Genomic DNA, 20,802 nt, shown 5'->3' on the forward strand with positions numbered 1-20,802 from the left:
GATTTTCTTTGAAATTGCATTAGGGTTTTTGCTAATGTGAATTGTATTCTGAATATTGTTACTTGATTTTTTTATATTAATTCGGTTTTTTTAATGAATTCGGAATAGAATTCTGATTTATTTATATGTGTTCAATGCGCCTGATGCCTGTTTTATTTTCATTTTATGTTATAGGCGTTTAAGTAACAAGAGAAAAAATGGCCACGTAGTACTTGTATTCCCTATGATAAACTTTTACATCGAATTGTTGGATCTAAAAATTCGAAGATGATCATTGCATTTGGTGTAAAATATTGATTGCAAATGGTGTAGTAGTCGAAAGTGAATACCTCCCTCCATAAATATAATAGCGATATGAAAATCATAAAAAAGGCGAACCTATTAAAGTCCGCCCTATAAATGGATTATTTTAAATTACAATTACCATCCAGGAGTGAAATTCATTCCAAAGCTGCCATTGCCCCCTTTGTTCAAAGGAACAGCGTAGAAAGGTTCCAATATCATGGACCCAAATACATTGATTCTAAGTGAGATCCCAACACTGTGGAGTAACTTGGGCTCGTAACCTTCTACAGCTTTAAATGGATTGTCTTGCGACCAAGTGGTTCCCACATCATAGAAGAATGCCAATTCACTTAATAGAAATCCAGTAGGAATGAGAGCAATGGACTCCGGACCGGTAAATGGCACTCTAAACTCTGCATTCCCTACCAATAATTTAGACCCCCTTATGTGCCGATCAGACAATCCCATAGCATTGAGGGTTTGATCGTCGAGTTTAGAGAATCCTCTGATAAAGGTTGGGTAGATTAAATAATTGGTCAAGTTGGGATTGTTGGCATCGGCACCGTATTGTCCGTATTGCAATATCCTAAAGCTTAAATTGGATTTTTTCAGATAAAAATATTTCCTTAAATCCACCAATGTTGTAGTGTAGGTCCAATGGCCAAAGTTTTGAGTGACTCCAATCCTAAATCGGTAGCCATCCAAGGGAGAAGCAAATCCAAAGGTGGAATTGTCTCCTACAAAAGCGGCGTCGATATTGAATAAGCCAAAGCCATCTGGAGATTCAAGTTTTTGTCTGTCTTGAAATACCAATCGACCAAAATCATCGTAATAATTGTCGTGTCGCTCCGATCGGTAGTAATAAAGTGAATATCCTCCACCGGTTTCTACCCTAATGGAACGGTTAAAGGCATACTGGGTAAACAAACTGGCTTGGTCTCTAAATACCCGATTGATATAAGTCTCGTATTTGTTTAAAAACCCATAATCACCACCATTTTCAATAGGTAAGGTGTCTATGCTGTAGGCATAGCCCCCGTATCGATATGGAATGTGAGAAAGGGAACCTCCCCATCCAATTCTCGAGGATTGGTTTCTATACAACACCTGTCCTCCAATATCGTAGATTTCCCCATTCAGGGCTACTGTACTGTATATTTGATTGTTTCCCAACATGTCGCTAAAGACCATGTCGACACCACCCACGGCACCAGTAGTGGTTCCGAGGAAGTTTCCTGAACTTACACCAAGACCACCACCTCCACCGATATAGTCCAATTTAAACTTGGGTTGGTATTTTTTCTTATCGAAAAGAGAAGCATCAACCAGTATTTGATCATCTAATGTGGTCAAATTTTGTGCAACAAGTTGATTCGGTCGTCGGCTAAAAGTGGGCAACATAGCAGCGGTTTGATCCACTTCGCTGGGGTCCACTTTTACCATTTCTTCTATATCGGGGTAGTAATTGTATATAGAGTAACTGTTGTCTGTGTAATGAGAATAAAATAGTTTTTTCCCATTTTTAGTGATACTTATTGCCGATGAAAACAAGGTGATTCCACTGACTCCTGTTAGAATATCGCTGACCTGGTACAATTCCGAATTAATAGTGTTGTACATATAGATGTTTCGGTAACCATCCCGATCGGATAGGAAATACATCATTCCGTTTTCGTCCACAACTGGGTTCATGTTGTCGGCACCGGGGAATATCTCATCAAAGTGGTGTATTTCTTCGGTTTCGGTATCGAAGTAAGCAAGGTTGAAATGCCATTCGTTGTCTGTACGAGGTTGGTTGAAACTGATTTCGTCTGTCGTGAAATATATTTTAGAACCATCAGGAGAATAGTATGGCTGAATCTCCGAATAAGGATCATTGGTGAGTCGAGAAGCTCGTTTTGTTCGCAAATTGATGCGATACAAATCGGTCTGACCTTCTTCCAGTCCACTGACGACGATATAACGACCGTCTGGAGACCAAGCGGGATAGCTAAATTTACTTAAATTTTTAAACCCATAACTGGCCACGGTTTTGCCATTCTTTACATTCTTAATAATAATGTTGCTTTTGCCTTTTGCAAAAATAACGTAGGCAAATTGTTGGCCATCGGGAGACCAAGTACCTGCAGATTCGATAAAGTCTACTCCATCTATAGAGCCCGTAAATGAATTTGTGGGTATGCGTTGCTTAATTTTTCCCGATTGAGCATCGGCTAAATATAGGTCGGTGGAAAGAGCTCTTTTCTCAGAGAAGAAGATAATGTCTCTACCATTGGGGGATACCATGGGAGATAGATTCATTCGACCACCATTTTTTTCATTGAAGGTCACACGACCTATGGGATCTTCTTGTTTGTTTTTGAGCAATGGATTGTAAAAGGCTTTAATATTGCGTTGCCAATCGGCGGATAAAGAATCAACAGAAGTACCAAGTACCGCAGGTACTGCACTCTGTAGTCCTATCATGGCTGTGGTTCGAAATAGAGGACGAATTACTTCGTCACCATATCTTCCCGTTAGATATGACCAAAAGGCCTGACCCCATCTATATGGAAAATATTGTGGATTGTTCATTTGTTTGATGCTGGGTACGTCATTCTGAAGTACTGCGTCGCGCATCCACATGGCTGTCTGAACATCTTTGGAGCCACGAGACATATATTCCGCTAGACCTTCAACCATAAATAGTGGTAGATTGGAAAGCGATTGAAGATTGGTACTATCTCCACCCAATATCATATTGTATTGAAATGCGTGAACGAGCTCGTGCCCTATTACGTGAAAGGTTTGTTGATTCGTCATGGCCACGGGTAAAATCACACGATTTTTAAAGGCCTCTGTTACCCCACCTGTTCCTACGCCAATGCTTCCTGAGATGGCAGTGGTTTGTTGAAAATCACCGTGGTCATTGTATAGGATAAATGGATTTTTGGTTTTAAATTCATCCTGCAGCACATGTTGGTGCATGTCGTACCATTGTTCTATCCATTGGGCATATTGATTGACCTTATTTCTATCTCTTAAATAATAGTGGAGTTCAAAATGAGGAGTTTCTAATATGGAAAAATTTTGAGGTCTATATTTGGGTTTGTTTTGACCAAAATATTGACCATATGATTGAGTTATAAAAAGAAAAGATAACACAATCGTTGTAACCAGTTGTAATTTCCGTTTTTTGTCGGTAAAATTATCTTTATTTATATATAACATAAGAGTAGGTTTTTATAGTGAATATATTAGCAATTGACGATTAAAATCTAAAGTCCAGTATTTGGGCGCAAATATGATGACTTCTCATCGAAAAGTACTTACTTTTATTTACGAATATAAGGGCTGTTTGGTTTTTAAGAAGGTATATAATTTTTGCGATTTATGTTTAGTAAACATATTATAGGTGCATAATAATATTTGATTTTAACATTTAACATAATATTAAAAGTAATGTTGGTTACATATGGCAGAATATAATTATAATAGCTGACAAATTGTTCGTAAATTTCTAGAAAACCTGACAAAATTTCAAATTTGATAGGAAAATGGAGCATTGGATTTGTTTTTGATACTAGATTTATAAAATTGATATAAATATGACATACGATAATTTCACAATCAAAGCGCAGGAGTCCATACTTCGAGCACAGCAAATAGCTGGCAACCGAGATCAACAATCGGTAGATACCTCTCATTTGGTAGCTGGTATTATGGAAGTGGACAATGAAGTGCCGTCTTTTTTGTTTAAGAAGATGGGATTGAATATCAATGAACTTAAATCAGAGATCAAAAAAGATATTGAATCCTTTCCAAAAGTAGAGGGCACAGATAAACAATACCTTACCACAGATGCCAATAAAGTGTTGAGTAGGGCAAAGAAAAATTTAAAAAAGTTTAGCGACGAATTCATTTCGGTAGAGGTTCTTTTGTTGTCGGTCATTCAAGGCAATGATAAGACGTCTAAAATCTTTAAATCGTTAGGTGCAACCGAAGATTTAATGGAAGCCGCGATTAAAGAGTTGCGAAAAGGAAAGGCTGTGGTCGATCAAAATACCGATAGTCAGTACCAAGCTCTGCAAAAATATACGGTTAATCTCAACGATAGAGCGGAGAAAGGAAAGTTGGATCCCATTATTGGTAGAGATGAAGAAATCAGACGGATATTGCACATATTGTCCCGACGGAAGAAAAATAATCCCTTATTGATCGGGGATGCTGGTGTGGGTAAAACGGCCATAGTTGAAGGTATAGCTTGGCGAATCGTTAATCAAGACGTGCCTGAAAATCTAGTGAATAAGAAGATATTTTCCTTGGATATGGCGGCTTTGATTGCCGGAGCTAAATACAAAGGTGAATTTGAAGAACGAATCAAGGCCGTTATCAATGAAGTTAAGGCCAGCGATGGTGATTTTATATTGTTTATCGATGAGATTCATACCTTGATAGGTGCTGGTGGAGGCGGAGGTGCTATGGACGCAGCCAATATTTTGAAGCCGGCATTGGCTCGTGGAGAGTTGCGTACCATCGGTGCAACAACCTTAGACGAATATCAAAAATACTTTGAAAAAGATAAGGCTTTGGTAAGACGATTTCAGCCAGTAGTCATCGATGAACCCAGTATTGAAGATACCATATCCATTCTTCGAGGGATTCAGGAAAAGTATGAGGTGTATCACAAGATCGAAATCCTCGATGAAGCCCTAATAGCGGCGGCGGAACTATCTCATCGCTATATTGCAGAGCGTCAATTGCCGGACAAGGCTATCGATTTGATCGATGAGGCTGCTGCGAGATTGCGTTTGGAATTGGATAGTGTGCCCGAAGAAATCGATGACTGGGGGCGTAAAGTTCGTCAACTGGAAATAGAGAGAGAAGCCATTAAGCGCGAAGGCAGTGCAGGAAAATTGTCCGCTATCAATGAGCAGATAGCCAATTCTAAAGAAAAATTGGATACTCTGACTGCAGCATGGAAAAACGAAAAGGAAATAGTAGACACCATCCAGAATATTCGCAAGAAAATGGAGGAGAAGGAAGTGGAAGCTGCTAGAGCAGAACGGGATAGCGATTTTGAAAAAGTAGCTCGAATCCGATATGGCGATTTTAAAGAATTGGAGGTGCAATTGAAAGTGGCAGAAGAGAAGTTGAGTGAGATTTCTAAGGAAAAGAGATTTACCAATGAGGAAGTCACTGGTAATGATGTAGCTGAAATCGTTGCTCGATGGACAGGTATTCCGGTTCAGAAAATGTTGCAAAGTGAAAAAGATAAGTTACTGAAGTTGGAAGAGTATATTGGAGAGCGGTTAATTGGCCAAAAAGAAGCCGTGGTAGCTGTGGCCGATGCTGTGCGTAGAAGTCGAGCAGGATTGCAAGACGCCAATCGCCCCATTGGATCTTTTATATTCTTGGGACCTACAGGAGTCGGTAAAACCGAGTTGGCCAAGACTTTGGCCGAGGTTTTATTTGACGATGAAAATGCTATAACCAGAATAGACATGAGTGAATTCCAAGAACGACATTCAGTGTCCAGACTCGTCGGTGCGCCTCCGGGATATGTGGGCTACGATGAAGGTGGGCAATTGACAGAAGCCGTTCGGAGAAAACCTTATTCTATTGTATTACTCGATGAAATAGAGAAAGCTCATCCCGATACCTTCAATATTTTATTACAAGTATTGGACGATGGTAGATTGACGGATAACAAAGGACGAGAAGCCAATTTTAAAAATACCATAATTATTATGACTTCAAATTTGGGGGCAGAGGTGATTTTGGAAAATTTTGAAGATCTGCGAGAAGTAGGTGACCAACATAGAAATGAAATATTGGAAACGACGAAAGTGGAAGTCTTTGAAATGTTAAAAGAAAATATGAGACCTGAATTCTTGAATAGAATTGACGATCGTATTATGTTTTTGCCTTTGACCAAGGATGAGATTAAGCAAATTGCGGAAATTCATGTTTCCAAAGCGAGAAAAAACCTAATGAAGCAAGGTTTGAAATTGGAGTTGAATGACAATGCCATGAATCTAATTGCCGATTTGGGCTACGATCCACAGTTTGGAGCAAGACCTTTGAAAAGAGTTATTCAGAAAGAATTGATCAACGAATTGTCCAAACTCGTCTTGAAGGGTGGATATGACGTCGGTGGAATTATCTATGTAGATGCAGATTCAGGAGGATTGAAGTTTAGTTTAGATAATGAAAATTTCAGCTATAGTGCTGAAGATTTGGCCACAGAAGAGTTTGTATAATACCAATTAGGTTTTAGGATGTCGGTTATATTTCGAATTATAAACGTATTTGGTATAGCTTATCCCAAGTCGGTCCATACCGCACAAGGATAAATACGAATTACATTTATCATAGAGATTCCACCTCAATCGCAAATTTAAATCGTATTACAGATCATTAATCTAGGGATAAAAAAGAAGCCCTTTACTCATATTCATGGGTAAAGGGCTTTTTCTATATATTATCTTTATAGTCTTATTCGATTACTATCATTTTCTTGGTTGCCGACAATGTGTTTGTCTCCAATTGATAATACAACACACCGTGGACATTTAATTCATTTTGATTAATAGTGATTTGATGATGACCAGCTTTATAGTGGCCTTTAACGATCTTGATCACTTTACCAGTTATGTCGTAAATCGATAGTTGGATGTCATCCTCTGCTGGCAATTCAAACTCAATACTGGTCTCGCTCTGGAATGGATTGGGACTATTTTGGTATAGTTTAAATCCTCGTTTCGGTTGAACGAATTGCATATCTAGGTTTTTCAAACCGCGATGTCCATCATAAGCTTCAGCGTTGATCACCTTGTCAGTGAGACTGATAATATCGCTTAACTGGATATTGGATTTGGCTTTGACTACCAAGGTGTACAATGCCTGTCCTGAACCGATATTCAATCCCGAACCTTCACTCCACGATGCCGTAATGTACCCCGGTTGGTATAGAGCATAGTGGTCTTTGGTAATGTTAAGTGCACCGCCTTCGATCTCTACAATGTCAATGGCCTCATCGTCATATGTCAAGGTAAATTGCATTCCAGCAATATCGATAAAGTTGTCCGAAGTTATGGGCAATCGATAGGTTTGTCCGCTCTCTAGAATCATATCTTCTAGCTGTAGATGTAGACTCGATAATTGACTACGTGCATTTCGGGATGGATCACTGGTTTGATTGACATCTCCTATTTTTACACCTATAAAGTCGACGGAATAATCAGAATCTACTTGTCCCATTGTAAACTGCTCTCTCATGGTTCCGTCATTTACAAAGAACCTCCAACTGCTGTTGTTGGCAAATTTGCTTCCAGGATTTAAAACCATTTTTCTGGTTTCCAAAACATCGAATGCGTTGATTTGATTGTCGTTGTTGACATCGGCTGCAATAAGACTGTAAGGATCTTCGATTAAATTCTTTTGCAATACATGAGATTGGAGTGCAATGACATCCAGAGTACTTATGCCATTGGAGTAATTGTTGTTTTTCTGAGGAGTAAGAACAACACTCTCTTTCATAGGTACCATAAAGGAAAATTGTCCATCGTCTGCCGTCATTATTTTTTTCGAGTTTGTTTGAGCTATTGTTGCTTCTACTTCGACTTGTTCTATATTTTCACCTTTTAAGGTTTGGATCTTACCATTTATATTTACTTCATCTTCGTTCGGCGGTGACACAGCACAACTCGGGTCGACTTTAAAGATGATGAATTGTTCATAGTCGATTTGATCCTTGGTACACCAATCTTTGATGTTCCATATCCTCACCAATTTATACAATTGGGCGGCGTCAGCTTGTGTGTTGAGTATCTCTAGTATATAAGATTTCTTCACGGCGATAGCCATAGAATTACAAATCGCTCCATTTAACGCTGGCTTTAAGACTACTTCACCAGTAACATCAATAGGTAGATATTCCTCAGCTTCTTCCAACGATGGAACACAGAGTGGATCGATCTTGGAATCAATGTCGTCCGGAAGGTCAAACATAGATAATCTTACAGGACAAGTAGCTTCGATATAGATGACTTGCTCAAAGATGTATACAGGTGATTTGGGATCACATCCCCCTTGCATTGAAAATCGACGGGTTATCTTGCCTATACCGCAATCGTCAATATCGATCCATACATCTTGGTGGACATTACGCATAGAACACAATACTGTCATAATACCCAACTGGCCTTCTACCGATGTTTCTTCCAAGATGGTTTCTGTTTCTATTACATTGATCCAATCAACAAAACCATTGTGTAAGGTATCTGCTACCTTGGTGATGGTTTCTTTTTCGTCACATTCTATATTGGTGTAGGTAAATTTGTAGTCTTCTGGATTTATGAGCTGACCATTGGCATCGACTACTTGCTGGTTTTTGTTTTTCCATGCTTCTACGTAGTATCCAAATATTTGGTCGATGGCTTCAAAGGTTGCACTGGCACCATCTGCTGAACTTCCCGCTTCTCCATAAGCCGCAGCTGCTTCGAATAAGTCTTTGTAGTTTTTATTATAACTTTCACAAGACAACCATACATCTTCCAGTGGTACTTGCTCGATGGCTTGCGACTTGTCTTCTACTTCTACTTCGGCATAACCAGTGTTCCAGTTGCACCAGTAATCTACTACTAAGACCTCAACGATGGGATTCTCACATACGTCGGTACATTTAAATGGTACTCCTGTACTCCAACCACCTCCTAATAAGGCCACTTCTTCACCGTAATTACTTCTACCTACAATACGGTCGAGGAATATTTCGAAATCTTTAATTTTAAGATTGGGAGTATATCCACAATTGCCTTCTAGAATTAGTCGGACGATGTCGTATATCCAACCGTGGATCACTAATTCTCCACATGCATAACTGTCTTCCCACAACCAAACTAATTTTTCAAAGTAGTGAGATTCTACGGATTCTTCATTGAGGAAATTTCTCAACTTGGTAATGTCGTAGGAGTAGTCTCCACAAAGGTATGTGCCACCAATCACGGCCTGCATTTCTGATCTGTTGAATCCAAGATCTTCCAATAAATCTAACCATTTTGTATATTTTTCAGCGTTGCAAACATCTAGACAGGCGGTGTCTGTATACCAATCAGCTCTTCGAGCCAATACCAGATCAATGCCGCAATTGTCCCAACTGCCTTCATTAAAGGATTCTGCATCTACCCATACTTCTTTGGCATTGAGGCTGACACGAACATTGTCGTCTGTGGAAACAATGGGTTTTACCTGATCTTTGACCGTGATGTATTTGGTCCAAGTACTTTGATTCCAGCAACTGTCTGCCGCTTCGTATAAAACTTCGGTAAGGAATCCTGGACCATTAAATGGTACAATAAATGGATCGCTTAAATGAGCAAAGGTTACATTGCCATCTTCATCCTCGGCTACCTTGGTCATCTCAATGCTTCTTTTTCCTACCTTGACCTTCATGCTATGGACTCCAGCGCAATTATCTTTGACGGTAATCGATGGAGCCAGTACATTGGCAGCGCAGTCGTGACTAGAGCTGCTATATACGGTAGGGTTGCATTCTTCCCAACGTCGAGCACTTTCATATTGAGTGCCAGCTCTTATATGTTCTTCGATTACACTAACATATGGAACGAAAAGGGCTTGGACATCGGAGTCGGCATTGTCGTATTCTTCTTGACTAAAAATTGTTCCTATAGGTTGAGCGAATATTTGAAAGTCTTCTGTTACAGATATCCATCTTTGATCGTGTTCCCATATCAGGTCTTCACATTGGTTGATGTGACAAGGCAAGATTGAGTTGCCGATAGTGCTAGAGAGTGGGTAGCAAAAATCAAAGATAGGGCCGATGGTGTCTATTAAGGATAACCATTGTGAGATAACGACAGTAATTGTCCCTTTACTTCCATCAAAGTCTGAAAGTTCTTCATTGACTGCTAAATTGTCTGCTGCAGCAGCTTCTTCATAGAAGTCCCATTCACAAGGTTCGGGAGCGTTGGGACCATTGGCCCAACAACTTTGTTTGACGACTATGTCCTTACCTTTGGTCGCAGGGCAGTTGTTCGTCCAATAATGTTCTTCTTTGCTTATGGTAATATTGCAATGCGCTTTGCCTGCTAATTCTTCTAGGCATAGAATGATGCAATTTTCCGGGATGCCTAACTCTGGATTTCCAGGGGTTTCTTCTAGGGCGGGAACTATAACTACTACGTCGCAGCCGTTGAGTCCGTCACTGGCTACATCACAGTAACTTACACAGTCTCCATTGCCATATATCCATGGCCATGCGCCAGCAAACCAAAAAGGTGTTTTGCCATGTCCATTGTAAAACCAATCACTGGTCACTTCTAGATAATAGCCATTTTCAGACAATATTTCGTCCCCTCTCTCCAATAAAATGATGGGACGGTAGTTGTAGGATGTAGATGGTATGGATACTGGACTATAATCATCTATCCTGTGTTGGTAGAGTGTCTGCGATGGGCTGAGTCCTGCGATTAAATCATTGTAATAACTGCCATTTAAAATATCTTTAATTGTATAGCTGTCGCCATTGGCCTTCTTTAGAATAACACAGTTGAGGTATTTTTCTAAAACCGTTGGATCATTGGCTTTGGCATTGTTATATGAGGCTTGAATAGTCGCTGAGGGTAATTCATATAGAACACCTTGAAGCTTGACATTGGGTACTTCGTAGTCGTGTAAGCCGAGGTGTTGACCCCATGCTTCATAGTGCTTTAATGCTTGACCTTCTGCGATGTTGTTTTCTATTTCGCAATAGACGGTATCTTCTTGGAAGCCGATAAAGGATTCTGGTGCAAAAGCTGGTAGACGCAAAACGATGATAGTATCTGTAAGGGTAGTGATCTCATCGTCTTTGTTGAATACTTCCCATGTTCTGTAAATAATCTCTGCGGTATCATTCGTTAAGTCACAAAGTCTTGGCATGATCCAATCGGGCTGAGTAGTCAATCCATAAGCTCCGTCGCCTAAGCTGTTTTCACAGGGTACGGTTACAATGGGAGTGTGTCGAGAAGGAGATGGGACATATCCACAGTAAGTCACTAGTTTTCCATTGGAGACCTGGGCAGTAGGGAGTCCGTATTGAGCACCAGTCTGGCCTTCTTCAAATCGAGTAGTTAATAATACGGGAGGGGTATTGTTGATCCTCATTTTACCTATACAAGTTCCAACTCCATTGTTGATTTCCACCGTTAGGGTCTTGGCAAAATAAGGACAAATGTCGAAATCTGGCAATATTAAATCGTCCTTAGTCAAGCCGTAACCACTCCAGATTACACCGCCCCAGCCATTCTTTACCAAGATGTCGTGTTCGGGTTTGCTATTGGCCCCGGCTGCGATATCGCTTACTTTAACTTCAATTAGTCCATCAAAAGTAATTCCCGGTACAATTTCTTTGCAATTGAGCAATTTAGTACTTACGTATTCAATAATACCGATGTCTATGCGATTGTCTAATAATCGTTCTTTGAGATCTAAATCTACATAATCTCCCTGAAATTGATAAAACGAGGTAAGTGTAGTGGCTGGATCTCCTGCATCAATGGTCGGTGAATTGCTCAATACTTTGAAATTCCCTGTTGCAGGGCTAATAAATAATGGATCGGTATTGATCAAATTATTGATATCTGAATCCAATGTCAATCCCCATGTTGCATTGTCTTGGATAGAATAGGATATGTTGTTGACCGTGTTGTTGGGATCTGACTCTGTAAATATATCACCACTATTATCGTAAAATATGGAATTGACGATGTTGTTGGTAATTAAGCCATTATTGAAAGCGTCGTTGTATATCAATTGTCCAGCAGGACCATTGTCATAAAATACAACATTGAGGTAGTCAGCATTGATGGTGCCATTGACCGTTGCATTGTTGTAAATGACATTTCCTGTGCCATTGGCCGTATTTTGAATAAATAGACAATTGACAAATTCTAAATCAACAATCATACCCGATACGGAGGCATTGGCATAGAGCACCCCACCAGATGAAGTGGCGGTATTGGAATCGAATATACAATTGATAAAATGTATACTCCCGTCTGTGTTGTTATTGCCTTTGGTGTACAATCCTCCACCGTTATTGGCGATGTTGTTTCTAAATACAGTATTTCTTATGGTGGGATTGGATGATGTAGCTCCTCCAGTTACTTCATTAAACCATCCACCTCCATTGCCACCATCACCGCCTAGGTCGGCATTGCCTTCTTCAATAATGACACCGTCAATAATGGTAGTCATAGTGATGTCTGTAGTCCGCACTACATGTAAACTATTATTGGAAATATTGGAGTCATCCAGTAAATCTCCACTCAAGATAGTGGGATATAATTCCCAGTTTCGCTGATTGAATGATCCTCCACCTGTTGGAAATCCACCAAATACATCTACCCCATTGGGGATTTCAAAACTAGCATTGCGGTCTACTGCCGTGGCGGGATAATAGGTGCCCTCTGCAACATAGATATCGTCACCTAGATTGGCTGCGGTTAGCGCAGACTGAAGGTCGGTGAAGGCTGTGTTCCATGAAAGGCCATCGCCAGGGGCGGTGGCACTGGCATCTACATAGATTTGCGCAGTAACCATCTTGGTGCTGGCTAATAAACAGCAGAGTGCCAGGCAGGCAAATTTTAGTTTTGAGAGTAAATGCATGGGGTAATTAGTGTCCATAATGAATGATTGAAGATTATATTAAAATTTTCTTACATGTGATTCAAAACAATAATTGTGCCATATATTATAATTTGTTTAAATATGTAATGGAATAAATGAGTGAAAAGTAGTTTTATATGTATTATGAAAATATCAAATGTGTTTATTGGTCACAATATCAATAAGATGCGTAATACAATTTCACCAATGATGACTGATAAAATAATACCGGCAAAAAAGAGGAGAAGCAATGATATTCATTGTTTGGACAATAGTTTTAAGTCCAATAAGGTTGAAATAATAAAATCTAACTTAGAGGGTTTCACCGTAAATTTTTATGAAAAACCAGAAGTATTACAGTGAATTTCTAATAATTACTTTAAAAGGGTTTTCAATGTGATAGGCCGTGTTTTCGAGGATTTGCTTGGCAGCAGATTTTCCCATCTGCTCAAAGTCGGTAGAGATAACGGTAATACCATCGAGTAGCAATTCTTTTAAGGGATTTTCATTGTAGGAAATCACTCCAACATCGTCTCCTACTTTGTAGCCTTTATTTTTAAATTTCTTAATTAGAGTAACCAAGTCGTCATCCATTAAGGTAATATAGGCTTCGTGTTGGTGGATTTCCTCTTGAGTTATGTCATTGATGACGTGGTAAGAAATGTTAGACTCAATACAAAATTTTTGAAATCCCCAAATAATATCCCGAGGTTGATAGGTGTCAAAGGGAAATATGAGGTTAATTTTAGTATATTTTTTGAGCCTGTCTTCCAGTTTTTTTAATGCGTCGAAAATATTTTTTTCAAAGTTTTGATAAACGGCAGAGAAGTCGCCGCTAATTCCAGGGACTAGTTTGTCGAGAATCAATAGCTTTTGTTTGGGCAATTGATTGATAATGTCTTTGGCTTTGTGGGCACTGGACAAGAAGTGGGAGATAATCACATAATGTGAGTAGACGGCATTGTGGTGGGGTTTGGTCAGTAAGTCATTGAAGATGGAAAATTCATTGTGGTATACATAAAAGTCTACAGCGGCATCTTCTCCCAGGGTTTGGACGAAGTTGTCATAAATGATTTTTTTATGTCGACTCAACTTGTTGAACAATAAAAAGATACGTCTTTTTTGTTTGTATTCTGTGGCTTTTACATAATGACCTTTGCCCTGAATGGCCTCTATAATTCCTTTTGACTTTAGCAAATTATAGGCTTTTTCGACGGTTTTTTTGGCTATATCATTGGCTGAGCAGATCTCGGGAATGGAGGGCAACTTTTCACCTGATTCAATGTTTCCATCTTCTATTCCCTTTGCAATACAGTTAAATATTTGCTGATATTTTGGAGTAGAAGAATAATTGTCAATTTTAATGAGATATAGCATTGGACTTGATTTTGTAACTAAGTCAGTGAAATTTTTCGTAAAATAGGTATTCAATAGATATGAAACCCTATGAAAGATGAAAGTTTAATCTTAGTTAGTTTTAATTTATTAAAATGGAAAATTACTAAAAGTAAAATTGAAAAATGAAAGCACATACGAAATTTAAATATGTCGATTACCTATGGGATGAGGATAAAGCCGCTACTATGGAAGGGGATGATTTGGCATTGTTTTTATATCGATCCAATATATTGGGAGCGGATCTGCGTATTACCAATTATGGAGGTGGCAATACGAGTTGTAAAACCATTGAAAAAGATCCTTTGACTGGGGTTGATGTTGAAGTAATGTGGATTAAAGGTTCCGGTGGTGATATTGGAACATTGAATCGCAAGGGAATTGCGGGTTTATATGTTGAAAAATTACATCAACTAAAGAAAGTATATCGCGGATTGGACCACGAAGATGAAATGGTGGGATTGTTCTATCATACCTTATATGATTTGGATAGTAGAGCTCCATCTATCGATACGCCTTTGCATGGATTATTGCCATTTAAACACATAGATCACTTGCATCCCGATGCCTTGATTGCCATTGCTGCCGCTGAAGATGGAGAAGCCATAACTCAGCAGATTTGGGGTGGAGAAATAGGATGGTTGCCTTGGCAGCGTCCGGGTTTTGATCTCGGAGTGAAAATGGAAGAGTATTTGAAAGCCCATCCTGGAATCAAGGGATTGGTCTTGGGAAGTCATGGATTATTTACTTGGGCGGATAACGCTTATGACTGTTATATCAATAGTCTGGAAGTCATCGAACAGGCATCAGACTATTTGGCTCAGCGAATAGAAGCCAATGGTTCAGTCTTTGGGGGAGAAAAAATTTCAGCTATCGCCAAAGAAGAAAGAATAAAAAAAGCATCAAAATTGATGCCTTTGTTGAGAGGGTATTGTTCCAATGAACAAGCCATGATCGGTCACTTTACCGATGACGAAAAGGTATTGGAATTTGTGTGTAGTAATGATTTGTCTCGATTGGCTCCTTTGGGAACATCGTGTCCAGATCACTTTTTGAGAACGAAAATCCAACCTTTGGTTTTGGATATAGATGTTGCAGATGACCTAGCAGATGAAGCGGCGCTTAAGTCTGTTTTGGATGCACAGTTCGAAACCTATAGACAAGGTTATGCCGATTATTACAACAACCACAAAAGGGACAATAGCCCGGCGATGAGAGATCCCAATCCTGTGATATTGTTGTTCCCTGGAGTGGGGATGTTTAGTTTTGCTAAAAATAAACAAACCGCTAGGGTGGCTTCAGAGTTTTATATCAATGCCATCAATGTGATGCGCGGAGCTGAAGCCATATCGAAATATACGGCATTGCCCCGACAAGAAGCCTTTGACATAGAATACTGGTTGTTGGAAGAGGCGAAGTTGCAGCGTATGCCTGCGGAGAAACCCTTGTCTCGCCAAGTTGCCTTTATTACTGGTGCCGGAGGAGGAATAGGTAAGGCCATAGCAGAAAAATTGGCCAGTGAAGGAGCCAATGTATTTATTACCGATATCGACCATGATAGAGCGCAATCCGTCAGTGATTCATTTGGCAGAGATGTATCGTCTTTTGCCACTTGTGATGTGACCAGCGAAGCCGATGTCGAAAAAAGCTTTGCTGCTGCTTGTTTGGAATTTGGAGGTGTGGATATCGTTGTCCACAGTGCAGGATTGGCCATATCTAAACCCTTAGAGGATACCACTCAAGGAGATTGGGATTTATTGCAAAATGTATTGGTCAAAGGTCAATATTTATTGTCAAAATCTGCCGTAAGGGTAATGAAGCAACAAGGATTGGGCGGAAATATAGTAAGTATCGCTTCCAAAAATGGATTGGTAGCAGGGCCGAATAACGTAGGTTACGGAACAGCTAAAGCAGCTCAACTACATATGTCGAGATTGTTGGCCGCTGAATTGGGCGGATCTGGAATTCGAGTGAATACCGTGAATCCCGATGGTGTGATCATAGGCAGTAAGATTTGGGAAGGAAAATGGGCGGAAGGTCGAGCCAAAGCCTATGGCATTACAGTAGAAGAATTACCCGCACATTATGCCAAAAGAAATTTGCTCAATAAGATTATTAGACCAGAAGATATTGCCAATGGGGTATTCTGTTTGGTCGGTGTATTGGACAAAAGCACTGGAAACGTGATAAACGTAGACGGTGGAATGCGCGAGGCATTTGTAAGATAATAGGATAGGTCGGCAGATTGATGATGAAGATTTGCCGGTCGAAAATTAGATACAATATTTGGATACTTTGATTGTAGTCATAGATGGTAGGAAAAACCTATCATCTAATGACTATGATGTAACACGAGAAAATGAGAATAGGACAACATACAATAGAGGCCTTTAATGAGGGAGAAATCCAAGAACATCAGCGGTCATTTTCTTTTCTGAAAGAACAGCTAGAAAGACAAGGTTTTGATGTTGAGAGGATATTAACACAATTGGCTGAATTGCAGATCGCCATTCCTACTTGGGCTTTGGGCCAAGGGGGGACTCGATTTGGAAGATTTTCGATTGGTGGTCAGCCGAGGAATCTCAACGAAAAAATAGCCGACATTGGATTGATTCATCAACTGACTCAAGTGGCAGGTAGGCTATCCTTGCACATTCCTTGGGACATACCGAGTCAACCAGAGGAAAGTAAGAAATTGGCTGACAATTACGGTTTGGCCTTTGACGCTGTTAATTCCAATACTTTTCAGGATCAATCCGATCAATTGCATTCATATAAACACGGTTCTTTGTCTCATGTAGATGAAGCTGTTCGCCGTCAAGCCATAGATCACAATAAGGAAGTCATCGATTACGGCAAAATGCTTGGGTCTAAATCGCTCACGGTATGGTTGGCTGATGGAAGTAATCATCCCGGTCAGAGTAATTTAAGAACTGCTTTGTTAAATACTTTGGATTCACTGCGTCAGATATACGATTATATGCCAGAGGATTGGCAGTTGTTTATTGAATATAAGCCATTTGAGCCCTATTTTTATTCCACGGTAATCCCTGATTGGGGAACATCTATGTACTTGGCCAATGCCTTAGGCCATCGGGCATTTACCTTAGTAGATCTCGGACATCATTTACCCAATACCAATATTGAACAAATCGTTTCTAATTTGATCACTTTTGGCAAACTAGGAGGCTTTCATTTCAATGATAGCAAATATGCCGATGACGATGTAAGTGTAGGCAGTATTAAGCCCTACCAATTGTTTTTGATTTTTAGTGAGATTGTACAGGGTATGGCCAATAATATCGGTCACAATCCAGCCATAGCATATATGATTGATGCCAGTCATAATATCAAAGATCCCATTCTCGATCTCATCCAGTCATTGGATCAGATAGCGATTGCATATATCAAAGCCAGTATTATAGATTACAAAGCTTTGAATGAAGTGCAATTGGAAAATGATTCTGTACAAGCTGCAGAGATCCTGAATAATGCTTTTTCTTTTGATGTAAGACCACTGTTGAGAGAGTATCGATTGAGAAATCGTGCCCCTTTGGATGCAGTAGCTTTTTATCGTCAGCAAAATATTCGAAAACTATGGATTGAAGATCGCGGTAGTGTAGTTGAATCTTCAGGACTTTAATTATATTTCACAAAGTGTTTATGGAAAAAATAAGAGTATCAGCGATTTTTGACATTGGGAAGACCAATAAGAAGTATTATTTATTTAATAATCAAGGTGAAATAGTATATCAATCTTCTATTCAGTTTGTGGAATTATTGGATCGCGATGAATTTCCATCAGACGACCTCAACGGTATAGAAGAGTGGATGAAGGCCCAATTGGATGAGACTTTCAGTAATGATCTTTACGAGGTGGACACCATTAATTTTTCCGCTTATGGCGCATCCTTGGTTCATCTGGATAAACAGGGGAATCGTTTACCTTTGTTTGTCAATTATCTTAAGCCCATTCCAGATCATATTATCGACCAATTTTTTCAGGAATATGGACCGGTAGAAAAATTTTGTGAAGAAACTTCAAGTCCTTTTTTGGCGATGTTGAATTCTGGATTACAATTGTATTGGTTAAAATATGATCATCCGGAGATATTTAAAGACATCGCTCAGGTGTTACATTTTCCGCAATATTTAAGTTACGTAGTATGTGGTGAAGCGCAATCGGAATACACGAGTATCGGTTGTCACACTGGATTATGGGATTTTAAAAAGCAGGATTATCACGATTGGGTCTACGCCGAAGGCTTGGTTGATTTGTTTCCTCCCATTGTACATTCCAACACATATGCTGAAGTAAAATGGAAGGGCAAATCCGTTGCCGTCGGTCGTGGTCTTCACGATTCTTCTGCTGCTTTGCTTCCGTATTTAAAATCTGAAACCTCACCATTTTTGCTCTTGTCAACAGGGACTTGGTCTATTTGTATCAATCCTTTTTCAAACGACTATCTCAATGCATATGACTTAGAGCACGATTGTCTCAATTTATTGAGGATTGATGGGGGGCAGGTCAGAGTGGCTCGCTTATTTTTGGGAAAGGAATACGAAGAATTAGAAGCTAAACTATGTAATAAATACAACTTGGAAAAGTCATTGCTTCAGAAGCTAAAATGGAATCCTAAGATTTTCAGACTATTGTCAGTACTCACCCCACCGGCGGTGTCATTGAAATATTTAAAAGATACAGCAAGCTTGGTAGCGATGCAACCCACCTCACATATTACCTTGAATTGGGAATTGGAATATTATCAAATGATGGACAAGTTGATCGACTTACAAGTCAATGCTATTGTTTTGGCCAAAGGCAGTAGTGAAGTATCAAAATTGATAATAGATGGAGGATTTGTATCCAATGAAATATTTGTGAAAATGCTCCAATATAAATTGCCAAATTTCGAAATTCAAGTTTCAAATTTACCTTCAGGATCTGCTCGTGGAGTATTTGAAATGGATATTCATCGATAAATCTTTTGATTTATTTATAATGAAGAGTCTCTATTAAAGACTTCTAGATGGGGTGTTGGGAATAATATTTCGACAATCTTGATTTATTTCCATTATTTTTATTGTTTTATCAAAGACTTTCCGTTTTTTATGTACATTTATATGTGTGTATTGGACAATTAATCTTGTGGCCATAGCGGTAAAGTAATTATCCTAAAATACATCATTGGCTCAAAAACTACTTTGGTTATTTGGTCTGAATGGGCAGTAAAACTGAATGGAATTGTAATCGTTGGAATAAATAGATTTAATAATGAAAATAGGCCTGTTGTTGATCCTCTTCATTGCACTGGGGCTGGGATCCTGTATATCATCTTCTTCAAATGAAAATACTGAGTATTATTCGATTGCCATAGATACTACCGCTCTATGGGTCGATGACGAGGCAATAGTGGAATATAGCTTAGAGAACAAATCTGGAATGAAGGTTGTCATCCTCAATTACGGAGGGATAATAAGTCAAATATGGACAAAGGATAAATTGGGGGAGTTACAAGATGTGGTATTGGGCTTCAATGATTATTCATCTTATCTAAAGTCCCATCCCTTTTTTGGTGCTTTGGTAGGCCGTTATGGAAATCGAATAGCCAAAGGAATATTTTCAATAGAGGATTCTACCTATACATTGTTCACTAATAATGGAGTCAATCATTTACACGGTGGCAAACGCGGATTTGACAAAGTCATATGGGATGTAAAACCACTGTACGAGGACAATGCACTAGAACTAAGTTATGTAAGTGTAGATGGTGAGGAAGGTTATCCTGGAAATCTTTCCGTAACCATCATCTATCGCCTGACAGATGAAAACGAATTGGAGATTGAATATCAAGCGACGACTGATAAACCAACAATAGTCAATTTAACCCAACACAGCTATTTTAATTTGGGGGTGGATACAGATATACTTCAACATCAAATAATGATCAATGCAGATGAATACTTGCCTGTGGATGAGACATTGATTCCTACTGGTGAATTGGCTTCGGTACAGGAAAGTCCATTTGATTTTAGGGCGTTTAAGGAAATTGGGCAAGATATAGACGAAATGGATGATATTCAGATTGCTCGAGGTGGGGGGTATGATCACTGTTATGTATTGAATAAAGATAAAGAGTTATCCCTAGCCGCGGAGGTAAGAGAACCAGAATCGGGTAGGGTGATGAAGGTATGGACCACAGAGCCCGGGGTCCAATTTTATACGGGTAATTTTTTAAATGGAAGTCTTGAGGCAAAGTGGGGTGGTAATTATGGTAAGCGAGCTGGGTTTTGTTTGGAAACCCAACACTTTCCCAATTCACCGAATCAGCCTAATTTTCCCCAAGTTACTTTACTACCTAATGATCGATATTATACTAAGACCGTTTATTCGTTTTCGGTAAAAGGCGATTAATTGGTTATTTTGATTTTGGGATAGGTTGGAGGACTGCAATAGAACTAAATATAAAT

At 39.3% G+C, this 20,802-nt stretch carries 8 protein-coding genes; 5 read left to right on the forward strand and 3 right to left on the reverse strand.

What is annotated here, in order from left to right:
• Positions 1-420: 420 nt before the first annotated feature.
• Positions 421-3,495, reverse strand: a complete 3,075-nt coding sequence (locus LVD51_RS02740; RefSeq protein WP_236969654.1) for a basic secretory protein-like protein — start codon at positions 3,493-3,495, stop codon at positions 421-423.
• A 377-nt stretch (positions 3,496-3,872) separates the two neighbouring features.
• Here LVD51_RS02740 and clpB point away from each other — a divergent pair, with 377 nt between their 5' ends.
• Positions 3,873-6,527 carry an ATP-dependent chaperone ClpB gene (clpB, locus tag LVD51_RS02745; RefSeq protein WP_236969655.1) on the forward strand — a complete coding sequence of 885 codons (2,655 nt, stop codon included), beginning with the start codon at positions 3,873-3,875 and terminating at the stop codon, positions 6,525-6,527.
• Positions 6,528-6,762: 235 nt separating this feature from the next.
• Here the strand turns inward: clpB and LVD51_RS02750 are convergent, their stop codons facing one another.
• Together LVD51_RS02750 and LVD51_RS02755 are read right to left on the reverse strand one after the other, a co-directional pair.
• Positions 6,763-12,954, reverse strand: coding sequence for a T9SS type A sorting domain-containing protein (locus LVD51_RS02750; protein WP_236969656.1), 6,192 nt, complete (start codon positions 12,952-12,954; stop codon positions 6,763-6,765).
• 336 nt (positions 12,955-13,290) lie between these two features.
• The gene (locus tag LVD51_RS02755; RefSeq protein ID WP_236969657.1) at positions 13,291-14,313 is read right to left on the reverse strand and encodes a GntR family transcriptional regulator; all 1,023 of its coding nucleotides are present in this window, start codon (positions 14,311-14,313) and stop codon (positions 13,291-13,293) included.
• A 143-nt stretch (positions 14,314-14,456) separates the two neighbouring features.
• Here LVD51_RS02755 and LVD51_RS02760 point away from each other — a divergent pair, with 143 nt between their 5' ends.
• The 4 genes from LVD51_RS02760 to LVD51_RS02775 all read left to right on the forward strand — a co-directional run bounded on the left by LVD51_RS02760 (position 14,457) and on the right by LVD51_RS02775 (position 20,746).
• A complete protein-coding gene (locus tag LVD51_RS02760) occupies positions 14,457-16,559 on the forward strand; it encodes a bifunctional aldolase/short-chain dehydrogenase (RefSeq protein ID WP_236969658.1) in 2,103 nt (700 codons plus the stop codon).
• A 131-nt stretch (positions 16,560-16,690) separates the two neighbouring features.
• Complete coding sequence (locus tag LVD51_RS02765) at positions 16,691-17,974, forward strand: L-rhamnose isomerase (RefSeq protein ID WP_236969659.1); 1,284 nt, start codon at positions 16,691-16,693, stop codon at positions 17,972-17,974.
• A gap of 20 nt (positions 17,975-17,994) precedes the next feature.
• Complete coding sequence (locus LVD51_RS02770; protein ID WP_236969660.1) at positions 17,995-19,314, forward strand: FGGY family carbohydrate kinase; 1,320 nt, start codon at positions 17,995-17,997, stop codon at positions 19,312-19,314.
• Between the two features lie 292 nt (positions 19,315-19,606).
• Positions 19,607-20,746: an aldose epimerase family protein gene (locus LVD51_RS02775; RefSeq protein WP_236969661.1), complete on the forward strand. Its 1,140-nt coding sequence runs from the start codon at positions 19,607-19,609 to the stop codon at positions 20,744-20,746.
• Positions 20,747-20,802: the final 56 nt, after the last annotated feature.

The sequence above is a fragment of the Membranihabitans marinus genome (genome assembly GCF_021729155.1).
Taxonomy (GTDB): Bacteria; Bacteroidota; Bacteroidia; order Chitinophagales; family Saprospiraceae; genus Membranihabitans; species Membranihabitans marinus.